This window comes from Streptomyces sp. NPDC001781, assembly GCF_053596035.1.
The window spans coordinates 51,917-62,692 of record NZ_JBSFFI010000035.1 but is presented as its reverse complement, the minus strand read 5'-3'; the positions used below and the strand labels follow the sequence as shown (position 1 = coordinate 62,692).

General features: G+C 71.7%; 11 protein-coding genes. 3 read left to right on the top strand and 8 right to left on the bottom strand.

Annotated elements, in window-relative coordinates; all coding sequences use genetic code 11:
* Positions 1 to 58: 58 nt before the first annotated feature.
* From pheT to infC, 7 genes are all read right to left on the bottom strand, one after another.
* On the bottom strand, positions 59 to 2,578 hold the full coding sequence (gene pheT, locus ACWCV3_RS25525) for a phenylalanine--tRNA ligase subunit beta (protein ID WP_451228536.1): 2,520 nt from the start codon (positions 2,576 to 2,578) through the stop codon (positions 59 to 61).
* Positions 2,578 to 3,699, bottom strand: coding sequence for a phenylalanine--tRNA ligase subunit alpha (pheS, locus tag ACWCV3_RS25520; RefSeq protein ID WP_451228533.1), 1,122 nt, complete (start codon positions 3,697 to 3,699; stop codon positions 2,578 to 2,580). The genes pheT and pheS overlap by 1 nt, the downstream gene beginning before the upstream one ends.
* A gap of 136 nt (positions 3,700 to 3,835) precedes the next feature.
* On the bottom strand, positions 3,836 to 4,951 hold the full coding sequence (locus ACWCV3_RS25515; protein WP_451228530.1) for an ATP-binding protein: 1,116 nt from the start codon (positions 4,949 to 4,951) through the stop codon (positions 3,836 to 3,838).
* Positions 4,952 to 5,002: 51 nt separating this feature from the next.
* A complete protein-coding gene (locus ACWCV3_RS25510; RefSeq protein WP_451228527.1) occupies positions 5,003 to 5,863 on the bottom strand; it encodes a TrmH family RNA methyltransferase in 861 nt (286 codons plus the stop codon).
* A gap of 172 nt (positions 5,864 to 6,035) precedes the next feature.
* Positions 6,036 to 6,419, bottom strand: coding sequence for a 50S ribosomal protein L20 (gene rplT, locus ACWCV3_RS25505; protein ID WP_030812835.1), 384 nt, complete (start codon positions 6,417 to 6,419; stop codon positions 6,036 to 6,038).
* Between the two features lie 105 nt (positions 6,420 to 6,524).
* Positions 6,525 to 6,719 (bottom strand): 50S ribosomal protein L35, encoded by a 195-nt coding sequence (rpmI, locus tag ACWCV3_RS25500; protein WP_018549118.1) that lies wholly within the window; start codon positions 6,717 to 6,719, stop codon positions 6,525 to 6,527.
* Positions 6,720 to 6,831: 112 nt separating this feature from the next.
* Positions 6,832 to 7,503, bottom strand: a complete 672-nt coding sequence (infC, locus tag ACWCV3_RS25495) for a translation initiation factor IF-3 (protein WP_451228545.1) — start codon at positions 7,501 to 7,503, stop codon at positions 6,832 to 6,834.
* A gap of 408 nt (positions 7,504 to 7,911) precedes the next feature.
* Between infC and ACWCV3_RS25490 the strand changes: the two genes are divergently transcribed.
* Positions 7,912 to 8,268 carry a DUF1844 domain-containing protein gene (locus tag ACWCV3_RS25490; protein WP_451228523.1) on the top strand — a complete coding sequence of 119 codons (357 nt, stop codon included), beginning with the start codon at positions 7,912 to 7,914 and terminating at the stop codon, positions 8,266 to 8,268.
* Positions 8,269 to 8,299: 31 nt separating this feature from the next.
* Here ACWCV3_RS25490 and ACWCV3_RS25485 read toward each other — a convergent pair whose 3' ends face one another.
* Positions 8,300 to 8,791, bottom strand: a complete 492-nt coding sequence (locus ACWCV3_RS25485; protein WP_451228521.1) for an ATP-binding protein — start codon at positions 8,789 to 8,791, stop codon at positions 8,300 to 8,302.
* A 951-nt stretch (positions 8,792 to 9,742) separates the two neighbouring features.
* Between ACWCV3_RS25485 and ACWCV3_RS25480 the strand changes: the two genes are divergently transcribed.
* On the top strand, positions 9,743 to 10,144 hold the full coding sequence (locus tag ACWCV3_RS25480) for a hypothetical protein (RefSeq protein ID WP_451228518.1): 402 nt from the start codon (positions 9,743 to 9,745) through the stop codon (positions 10,142 to 10,144).
* Positions 10,145 to 10,463: 319 nt separating this feature from the next.
* Entirely contained in the window at positions 10,464 to 10,715 is a 252-nt protein-coding gene (locus tag ACWCV3_RS25475) for a DUF5988 family protein (RefSeq protein ID WP_451228515.1), read from the top strand.
* The last annotated feature ends 61 nt before the right edge of the window (positions 10,716 to 10,776 follow it).

The window sequence follows — 10,776 nt, the reverse complement described above, 5'->3', positions numbered from 1 at the left end:
CACCGGCCGGCCACGGACCGAGTCCGTGACCGGCCGGTGCCCTCGGCCTCCGGCGGGATCAGCCGCGCAGCTCCGCGCCCGTGCGCTCGCCCGCCAGGGCGACCGCGGCGTCACGCGCGGCGGACGCCTCGTCCACGGTCAGCGTGCGGTCACCGGCCCGGAAGCGCAGCGCGTACGCCAGGGACTTGCGGCCCTCGCCGAGCTGCTCCGGGTTCTCGTACACGTCGAACAGCCGGATGGACTCCAGCAGTTCGCCCGCGCCCTCGCGCAGCGCGGCCTCGACGTCGGCGGCGGGCACCGGCTTGTCGACGACCAGCGCGACGTCCTGCGTGGCGACCGGGAAGGTGGAGATCCGGGGCGCCTGCGGGGTGTCGTCGCCGGCCGCCTCCAGGGCGTCCAGGTCGACCTCCATCGCCGAGGTGCGCTCGGGCAGGCCGAGGGCCTTGAGCACGCGCGGGTGGAGTTCGCCCGCGTGGCCGACGACGCGCTCGGCGCCGTCCACCACGACCGCCAGCTCGGCGCAGCGGCCGGGGTGCCAGGGGCCGTACTGGGCCTTGCGCACGATCAGTTCGGCGCCAGCCTCGCGGGCGACGGTCCGGGCGGCCTCGACGGCGTCCGCCCAGCCCGCCGGGCGGCCCTCGCCCCACCAGCCGGAGCTCTCGCGGGCCCCGGTGAGGACGACGGCCGCGTGACGGGGCTGCTCGGGCAGCGCGGCGTCCAGGCGGGCGATCTCCTCGTCGGTGGGCCGGCGGTCGACGGGCAGGTGCCCGGCGAGCCCGAGCCCGGCGCCCTCGCGCGGCAGGAAGACCAGGCCGGTCTCGAACAGCGCCAGGTCGTGCGAGCCCCGGCCGTCGTTGCGGCGCAGGGCACCCAGCAGGCCGGGCAGCAGCGTGGTGCGGAGCGCGGGCTCCTCGTCGCTGAGCGGGTTGGCGAGCTTCAGCACGCGGCGGGCCGGATCGCCGGCGTCCAGGCCGAGCTGGTCGAAGACCTGCTCGGCGACGAACGGGTAGTTCGGCGCCTCGACGCAGCCCGCCCCGGCCAGCGCGCGGCCGATCCGGCGGTGCAGCCGCTGCCGGTGGGTCAGACCACGGCCGGAGGAGGGCCTGGGCAGCGTGGAGGGCAGGTTCTCGTAGCCCTCCAGCCGGATGACCTCCTCGGCGAGGTCGTTGGGCTCGGTGAGGTCGGGCCGCCAGGACGGGGCGGTGACGAGCAGCTCGTCCTGCCCGTACACGTCGCAGCCGATCTCCTGGAGGCGGCGGACGACGGTCTCGCGGCCGTAGGCGACGCCCGCGACCTTGTCCGGGTGGTCGGCCGGGAGCGCGATCGTACGCGGCGCGGACGGCGCGACGATCTCGGTGACACCCGCCTCGGCGGTACCGCCCGCGAGCAGGACCAGCAGGTCCACGGTGCGCTGCGCGGCAGCGGCGGCGGCCTGGGGGTCGACACCGCGTTCGAAGCGGCGGGACGCCTCCGAGGACAGCTTGTGCCGGCGGGCCGTGCGCGCCACGGAGACGGCGTTGAAGTGGGCCGCCTCCACCACGACGTCCGAGGTGGAGCGCTCGGTGTCGTCGTGGTCGGCGATCTCCGTGTTCGCGCCGCCCATGACACCGGCCAGGCCGATGGGGCCGCGCTCGTCGATGATGACGAGGTCCTCGGCGTGCAGCGTGCGCTCGACCCCGTCGAGGGTGCGCAGCTTCTCGCCCTCCTCGGCGCGGCGGACCCCGATGGCGCCCTGGACCGAGGTGCGGTCGTAGGCGTGCAGGGGCTGGCCCAGCTCCATCATCACGTAGTTGGTGACGTCGACGGCCAGCGAGACCGGGCGCATGCCGACCTTCTGCAGGCGGCGGCGCAGCCAGATCGGGGACCGCGCCTCGGGGCTCAGACCCGTGACGGTGCGCGCGGTGAAGCGGTCGCAGCCCATCGGGTCGGAGACCTTCACCGGATAGCCGTGGGCGTTCGGCGCGGGCACGTCGATGAGCGCCGGGTCGCGCAGCGGAAGGCCGTAGGCGATGGCGGTCTCGCGGGCCACGCCGCGGATGGACAGGCAGTCGCCGCGGTTGGCGGTGACGGCGATGTCCAGGACCTCGTCGACCAGCTCCAGCAGCTCGACGGCGTCCTTGCCGACCTCGGTCTCCGGCGGCAGCACGATGATGCCGTGGGTGCCGTCGTCGCCCATGCCCAGCTCGTCGGTGGAGCAGATCATGCCGTGCGAGGTCTTGCCGTACGTCTTGCGGGCGGCGATGGCGAAGTCGCCGGGGAGCACCGCGCCGGGCAGGACCACGACGACCTTGTCGCCGACCGCGAAGTTGCGGGCACCGCAGACGATCTCCTGCGGCTCACCGGTGCCGTTGGCGGTGCCGACGTCGACCGTGCAGAAGCGGATCGGCTTCTTGAAGCCCTCGAGCTCCTCGATCGTCAGCACCTGGCCGACGACGAGGGGGCCCTTCAGGCCGGCGCCGAGCTGCTCGACGGTCTCGACCTCCAGGCCGGAGTCGATGAGCTTGGCCTGTACGTCACGGCCGGTCTCGGACTCCGGCAGGTCGACGTACTCCCGCAGCCAGGAAAGCGGGACACGCATCAGATCTCCATCCCGAACGGCCGGGTGAAGCGGACGTCACCCTCGACCATGTCTCGCATGTCTTCGACGTTGTGGCGGAACATCAGCATCCGCTCGATGCCGAACCCGAAGGCGAACCCGCTGTACTTCTCCGGGTCGACGCCGCACGCGGTCAGCACCTTGGGGTTGACCATGCCGCAGCCGCCCAGCTCGATCCAGCCCTCGCTGGAGCAGGTGCGGCAGGGCCGGTCGGGGTTGCCGACGGACGCGCCGCGGCAGACGTAGCACACCATGTCCATCTCGGCGGACGGCTCGGTGAACGGGAAGAAGTTCGGCCGCAGCCGGGTCTTCATGTCCGGACCGAACAGCGACTGCACCATGTGGTCCAGCGTGCCCTTGAGGTCGGCCATGGTCAGGCCCTCGTCGACGGCGAGGAGCTCGACCTGGTGGAAGACCGGGGTGTGCGTGGCGTCCAGCTCGTCGGTGCGGTACACGCGGCCGGGGCAGATCACGTAGACCGGCGGCTCGCGGTCGAGCAGGGAGCGGATCTGCACGGGCGAGGTGTGGGTGCGCAGCACGACACCGGACTCGGCGCCGCCCTCCTCACCGCGGACGAAGAAGGTGTCGGCCTCGCCGCGTGCGGGGTGGTCGGGGCCGATGTTGAGGGCGTCGAAGTTGAACCACTCGGCCTCGGCCTCGGGCCCCTCGGCGACCTCGTAGCCCATGGCGACGAAGACGTCCTCGATACGTTCGGAGAGCGTGGTCAGCGGGTGCCGGGCGCCGGCGGCGACGCGCTCGTACGGCAGGGTGACGTCGACGTCCTCCTCGACCAGCACCCGCGCGTCGCGCTCGGCCTCCAGCTCCGTCTGCCGGGCCGCCAGCGCCTTGTTGACCGCGCCCCGGGCCATGCCGACCCGCTTGCCGGCGTCGGCCTTGGCGTGCGGGGGCAGGGCGCCGATCTCGCGGTTGGCGAGGGACAGCGGGGAGGCCGGGCCGGTGTGGGCGACCTTGGCCTCGTGGAGGGCGTCGAGGGAGTCCGCGGCACCGAAGGCGGCGAGCGCCTCGTCCCGCATCCGCTCGATCTCTTCCGGTTTCAACGCCTCGACCTCGACAGGGTCGTACGACTTATTCGGTGCCGACATCTCTTCCCGTGCTTCCGATTGGGTGGCTGGTGGTCCCGTCACCGCCCTGGGGGGTCCCGGCGGGCCGCGTGCGGACACAAAGGTGCCAGGGGCCGAGTCTAACGGGGACGGGCTGGGCGAATGGCCCGCGGGAGCCCTAGGACAGGTATGCCGGGGCGCTCACGGGCAACGTGAATCGGAACCGCGCGCCGCCGCCGGGGGCGCGGCCGACCGTGATGGTGCCGCCGTGGGCCTCGACGATGCCTTTGACGATGTAGAGCCCGAGGCCGGTGCCGCCGCGCTTGCTGCCCCGCCAGAAGCGGGTGAAGACGCGGTTCATGGACTCCTCCGGGATGCCGGGCCCCTCGTCGCTCACCGTGACCGACGTGGCTGTCTCCTCGCCCTCGCGCGGGGACGGGGCGGGCGTGACGTCGATTGTGACGGCTCCGGCGCCGTGCCGCACCGCGTTTTCCAGCAGGTTGCTGAGCACCTGGTCGACCTTGTCGGGGTCGGCCCACAGGGCGGGCAGCGGGTGCTCGACGCGGAGCAGGAAGCGGTCGGCGGGCTGGCCGGCGGCGACATGGGCCTGGATGTGCCGGCCGACGGCGGCCGCTATGTCGACGGGCTGGCGGCGCACCTCCAGCCGGCCGCTGTCGATGCGGGAGATGTCGAGGAGTTCGGCGATGAGCCGGGTGACCCGGTCGGCGTCGGCGTCGACGGTCTCCAGCATCAGCCGCTTCTGCTCGTCGGTGAACCGCTCCCACTTGGCCAGCAGGGTGGCGGTGAAGCCCTTGACCGACGTCAGCGGGGAGCGCAGCTCGTGCGCGACGGTGGCGATCAGCTCGGCGTGGCTGCGCTCGGTGCGGCGCCGGGCGTCGGTGTCCCGGAGGGTGACGACGAGTCGGCGCAGCGGGCCGAGGGGCTCGTCGCGTACGTAGCGGGCGGCGACCAGGACCTCGCGGCCGCCGGGCAGCAGCAGGTTCCGCTCGGGCTGGCGGACCCGGATGGAGAGACCGCCGTAGGGGTCGGTGAGCTGCCACCAGCGGCGGCCCTCGAGGTCCTCCAGCGGCAGCGCCCTCTCCAGCGGCCGGCCGAGGGCGTCGGCGGGGCTGAGGGCGGTGATCCGGGCGGCCGCGGCGTTGAACCGCACGACCCGGCCGTGCTCGTCGGCGACGACGAGCCCGTCGGGGAGCTGGTCGGGGTCGATCGGGTCGGCGGCAAACGCGCGCACGTCCCGCCCGTCCGGCGCCGCACTCGTGCCGACCACGCTCATCCCCGTACCCCACCTCCCGGCCTGCGCAGGGCCCCCGAGTGGGTCACCCTACTAGTTCGGCGCGGCGGAACGGCAGCCTCCGGGGGCGCGCTGGGCTCGGGCCGACGCGTACAGGCATACGGCCGCGGCGGTGGCGAGGTTCAGGCTCTCGGCCTTGCCGTGGATGGGGACGCTGACGACGGCGTCGGCGAGGGCGCGGGTCTCCTCGGGCAGTCCCCACGCCTCGTTGCCGAACACCCAGGCGGTGGGGTCGCCCATGGCTCCCTTGTCCAGCTCCTCGTCGAGGTCCCGGTCCCCGGCGCCGTCGGCGGCGAGGATGCGCACCCCTGCGTCCTTCAGCCCCCGCACGGCCTGCTCCACGGGGACGCCCATGGCGACGGGCAGGTGGAACAGGGAGCCGACGGAGGCGCGTACGGCCTTGGGGTTGTACAGGTCCACGGAGGCGTCGGTGAGGATCACCGCGTCGGCGCCGGCGGCGTCCGCGCAGCGCAGCACGGTGCCCGCGTTGCCGGGGTCGCGGACGTGCGCGAGGACGGCGACCAGCTCGGGGCGGGCGGCGAGGATGTCCTCGAACGGCGTGTCCAGGAACCGGCAGACGCCGACGACACCCTGCGGGGTGACGGTGGTGGAGATGTCGGCGATGACGTCCTCGTCGGCGAGGTGCACCCGGGCACCCGCGGCGCGCGCCTCGGCGATGATGCCGGCGTACCGCTCCGCGGCCTCGACGGTGGCGAACAGCTCCACCAGCGTGGACTCGCCGCCGACCCGGTGCCCGGCGGCCTCCCGCACGGCCTGCGGCCCCTCCGCGAGGAACAGCCGCTCCTTTCCCCGGAAGTTCCGCCTCCCCAGCCGCCGCGCGGCACTCACCCGCGCGGACCGGGGAGAGATCAACTCAGGGTTGCCGGAGCCCATGTTCCTCATACCTTCGACCGAGATCCCTACAGCAAGCGGTGTTTTTGCGGGGCGTGGTAAACCGCGGCGCGGCCGCAGCCGACAGCGCGCGCACCGGCGGCCCCAACAGCAGGACCCGCAAGCAAAGTAGCCTGCGGGTCCTGGAGGTAACCGGCTCAAGGCCAGCGCAGCGTCACGCGGCCTTCGGCGCGTTCACGTCGGCCGGGAGCGCCTTCTGGGCGACCTCGACGAGCGCCGCGAACGCGGTGCCGTCGTTGACGGCCAGCTCGGCCAGGATCTTGCGGTCGACCTCGATGTTCGCGGCCTTCAGACCCTGGATGAAGCGGTTGTAGGTGATGCCGTTGGCGCGGGCAGCGGCGTTGATCCGCTGGATCCACAGCTGGCGGAAGTCACCCTTGCGCTTCTTGCGGTCGTTGTAGTTGTAGACCAGCGAGTGGGTGACCTGCTCCTTGGCCTTGCGGTACAGGCGCGAGCGCTGACCACGGTAGCCGGAAGCCTGCTCGAGGATCGCCCGGCGCTTCTTGTGGGCGTTGACTGCCCGCTTGACGCGTGCCACTTGTTAACTCCTTGTAGCGGGGCCGGTGAGTGGACTCGGACTCACACGACCCGAAAACGATTGGGTCCCGGTGTCGGCGTACGGCGCGCTAGGGGCGCCGCGACGTCACTTGCCGAGAAGCTTCTTGATCTTCGCGGCGTCGCCCGGAGCCATCTCGGCGGTGCCGGTGAGGCGGCGCGTCACGCGGGACGACTTGTGCTCGAGCAGGTGGCGCTTGCCGGCGCGCTCACGGAGCACCTTGCCGGAGCCGGTGACCTTGAAGCGCTTGCTGGCACCGCTGTGCGACTTGTTCTTCGGCATAGCGCCGTTATCTCCTCGTCGGTGGCGCTCCGGTGCCCGGTCGTGAAACCGGGCACGGTGGAGCGTCGCTCTCTTATCGGTTGGTTCCGTCGGGACTTGTCGCCCCTCGGGATCACGCCTCGGCGGGAGCCTCGGCAGGGGCCTCGACGTCCGCGTTCTCGGCGTTCTCGGCGGTGTCGGCGTCCGCGGCGTTCTGCGAGCGGCCGGGGTTGGCCTTCGCGTCGGCCTTGCGGGCCTCCTGCGCCTGGCGGGCCTCGGCCATCGCCTCGGTCTTCTTCTTGTGCGGACCGAGGACCATGATCATGTTTCGGCCGTCCTGCTTCGGGTTCGACTCGACGAACCCGAGGTCCTGGACGTCCTCCGCGAGGCGCTGCAGCAGTCGGTAGCCCAGCTCGGGGCGGGACTGCTCACGGCCACGGAACATGATCGTGATCTTGACCTTGTCGCCCTGCTTGAGGAACCGGACGACGTGACCCTTCTTGGTGTCGTAGTCGTGCGGGTCGATCTTCGGCCGGAGCTTCATCTCCTTGATGACCGTGTGCGCCTGGTTCTTGCGCGCCTCACGGGCCTTCATGGCCGACTCGTACTTGAACTTCCCGTAGTCCATGAGCTTGCACACGGGCGGACGGGCGTTCGCCGCGACCTCGACCAGGTCCAGGTCGTACTCCTGCGCAAGCTCCAGTGCCTTGGCCAGCGGGACGATGCCCACCTGCTCGCCACTGGGACCGACAAGTCGCACCTCGGGAACGCGAATCCGGTCGTTGATGCGGGGCTCGGCGCTGATGGATCCTCCTCGGTAGCACCACGCGACGGTCTGGCGGACAGCCGCGTAACGTCTGTATCAGTAAGACCTAACCGCGCCGAAGCACAAAAAATGCCCCGGACGATCACAGGCGGGGCTCCTCGAACTACCGGAACACCGCCGCGATGGCCGCGGGGCGCGCTCTCGGACGGTGTCCGCCGCCTGGGCGACGAATCCGTCTGACCGGTGACCCGCCGCCCGCGAGGGTGGTCGGGTGGGAGCTCGAAGCCTCCACTTGTAGGCCGGAGTGCTCGCCGCGTGGGCGTACTCGTCCGGCCGGTCGTCACACCAGGTTAGCAGCACCGGCATCGGTGCGCTAATCCCGCGCGTCCCGGCCGGACGGCCGGGGTCCGGTGAGCCGGGCGGGGCGCGCCGCCTATCGTGTGCGGTATGAGTGAGACCCCCCCTGAGACCCCCGACTTCGACGCCATGACCCGCGACATCGCCGAGGTCCCCGCCGTCGAGGTGATCGTGACGGTCGCCGTCAACCTGATGAGCGCGGCCGCCGTGAAGCTCGGGCTGAGCGAGGAGGGCGAGAAGTACAAGGACCTGGACGAGGCCCGCAAGCTGATCAGCGCCCTCGCCGGCCTGCTGGACGCGAGCACGACCGAGATCAGCTCCTTCCACGCCGCCCCGCTGCGCGACGGCCTGAAGTCGCTCCAGCTCGCGTTCCGCGAGGCGTCCCTCGTCCCGGACGAGCCGGGCCACGGCCCCGGCGAGAAGTACACCGGGGCGGTGTACGGCTAGGAATCCCGGCGCCCCGCACCGTCCCGCGCCCTCAGCCGGCCGCCAGGGCGAGCGTGGCCCAGATCGTGCGGGCGCCGTCGTCGTCCACGTGCGTACCGAACTCACGGGTGCAGCCGGCGACTATGCCGAGGCCGCGGCCGAAGCCCGAGACCTTGTGCCAGTGCTTCTCCGTCGCCGTCCGGCCCTGGTCGCGCACCTGGATGCGCAGGTGGGTCCGGTTCCTGCGCAGGCCGGCGACGATGACGGTGCTGTCGGTGTGGACGATGGCGTTCGTCGCCAGTTCCGTGGTGACGAGCAGGGCCGTGTACCGGACGTCCCGGTCCTCCACCTGCCTCTCCAGCCATATCCGGGATAAGTGCCGGCAGACCGGAACGGCGCGGTCCATCGCGGGGAAGCACACGGTGAGACCGCGCGAGCGGTACGCGGCCGCGGCAGGCGCCCGAAGGTACGACGCGTCGGGCCATCTGTCGATGTCCGCAGCCGTGAGAACGATCCGCGCGCAGGCGCGTGTGGTGGTTTCCATGTCCCGTCGCTCCTGATCCTGTGGGGGACGCAGACCTCGGCGGGCATCGCCGGGGCCTCGGTGCACGGCTCTGCGATGGGCGCGCCGCACCGGTGGGCGCCCGCCGCCGCGGGGTGCGGGGCGACCGGCGGGGCCCCTCCTGGAGGGGCGGCCGCGGGGTGGGCGGTGAGGTGGCGGTGCTCCGGGCGGAGGCGCGGCGCCTCTCGCGGCGCCGGGAGGGCCGCAGGCCGGTCGCCCGGTGGTGAGAACGCCTGAGGCTGCCGTGCCCGGCGATTCGTCCCGATGCGCCGGAGCGGAGGTGGCGCGTCAGCCGGCGCTGGCCGGCGCCGGCTGACGCATCCAACACCTCTCGCGGTGGGCCCATCGTGGTAGCCCGTTCCACGAGGACCGGCACGAGACCGGCGCCCTGTGTGCGGACTACCACACCACCGGAGAGGATGGGGCCCACCGTTGGATGTCACAGTTATCCACTGATGCGGCATATGGCGGCAACACTTACCGCGCGAGGTACACCCGGATGGCCTAGTGCGTTGTGATGAAATCATTGCTATATGCGTGAGGCGTGTGATGACCGGACCGGCCGCGCGTCCCGAATGCCGAGCCCGGGCGGCCGGTGCCCTCCTCGAGGCCGCACCGGTGAAGCCCGACGGAACTTCATGTTCGAGCGGGATCGGATGGCCGTCTGTACTCCGATCGAGTGATGAACCGGATATCCCCCTTGTTCCGCCTCCCACCCGTGGCGCATTACTGGAGCACGAACCGGCGGGTTGCCCATCCTTCCCGGGAACGTGACTGCCAACCCGTTCCGGTCGTCACTCCCATCACGCGAAGTACGCGGCGATCAGGTCGAGTTCCCCATCCCGGGCAGTCGTTCCCGGCAGTTGGACGCAACCGCTCCCACCGGTGTCGTGGCCATTGAGTGAACCAGCCATCCGTTCAAGGGAGTGCCACATGTTCCGTTCCCGTCTCGCCGCCGCCGCCACCACCGCCGCCCTCGCGGCCGGCGCCGTCGTCGGCATCGCCCCCCTGGCAACCGCCGCCCCCGCGGCCGTGTCCGCCTGTGTCTCCGACCTGCAGTCCGCGCAGACGGCCAACAACGCCGCCATCGCGGCAGACCAGGCCAACAACACCGCCGGCGCCCGCATCCAGAACGTGGCCGCGGCCACGTATCTCGCGGCGGCCATCGGCGACTGCCAGGGCCAGCCGAACGTGGTGGGGGCCAACGTCCTCACCGCCACGGCGACCAACGCCACCGCCCTCGTGTACAACATCCTCGGAGCCACCAGCTCGGCACTGAGCTCCGAGCAGGCCACGGCGTCCGCGCTCACCCAGGCGCTGGCCAGCGCGACCTGACCCGCCCCCGTGCGGGAGGGCTCTGACCTCGGGACCTGATCCCGGCACCCTCCCGCACCCGTCGTCCCGGCTCCGGCCGGGACCCGCCGCCCGCCGGATCCGCTCCCCTCCCCAGGGTCCGGCGCGCGGTGAGCGCGCAGGGCACTTGCGCCACCGCCGTGAGTGCCCTGCCCCGCGCACGTACCCGCCCCCTCCCTGGCAGGTCGTCATGTTGGTCTCCGCTTTCATCAATTCTCTTTGCCGGTCCTTTTCCGCGGCATCGCGATGGACCCTCCCTCCGGTATTCCCCACCCCGCTCACGCGAGATCAGTTGAATTCGGTGGGCGGCAGCGACGACCCGGAAACGGACCCTGAGGAATCGAATTCCATTTCCGTCCTCCTGCGAGGCGGCCCGGACTGGATCGCCGTTCCCGAGGTATGGCACGTGAAATCGCTTGAATTCGAACCCAAGGTGAAGATCCTGTGCGGCAACGCATACGAGCACTTCGAGTTCTCGGGCCTGTATTCCGTCCACGGGGGCGAGGAGTTTCCCGTGTACCGCTGGTCCTGCCGCACCTACGTGGCCGAATAGCCGGGCGCTCGTGCGCCCCCGTCGAAGGGAACTTCCATGATCGACTCATCTTCACGTGCGA

What these genes read in the sequence shown, in the direction of transcription:
- pheT (WP_451228536.1), bottom strand. Translation starts at nt 2,578, where the DNA reads ATGCGTGTCCCGCTTTCCTGGCTGCGGGAGTACGTCGACCTGCCGGAG.
- pheS (WP_451228533.1), bottom strand. Translation starts at nt 3,699, where the DNA reads ATGTCGGCACCGAATAAGTCGTACGACCCTGTCGAGGTCGAGGCGTTG.
- ACWCV3_RS25515 (WP_451228530.1), bottom strand. Translation starts at nt 4,951, where the DNA reads ATGAGCGTGGTCGGCACGAGTGCGGCGCCGGACGGGCGGGACGTGCGC.
- ACWCV3_RS25510 (WP_451228527.1), bottom strand. Translation starts at nt 5,863, where the DNA reads ATGGGCTCCGGCAACCCTGAGTTGATCTCTCCCCGGTCCGCGCGGGTG.
- rpmI (WP_018549118.1), bottom strand. Translation starts at nt 6,719, where the DNA reads ATGCCGAAGAACAAGTCGCACAGCGGTGCCAGCAAGCGCTTCAAGGTC.
- ACWCV3_RS25490 (WP_451228523.1), top strand. Translation starts at nt 7,912, where the DNA reads ATGAGTGAGACCCCCCCTGAGACCCCCGACTTCGACGCCATGACCCGC.
- ACWCV3_RS25485 (WP_451228521.1), bottom strand. Translation starts at nt 8,791, where the DNA reads ATGGAAACCACCACACGCGCCTGCGCGCGGATCGTTCTCACGGCTGCG.
- ACWCV3_RS25480 (WP_451228518.1), top strand. Translation starts at nt 9,743, where the DNA reads ATGTTCCGTTCCCGTCTCGCCGCCGCCGCCACCACCGCCGCCCTCGCG.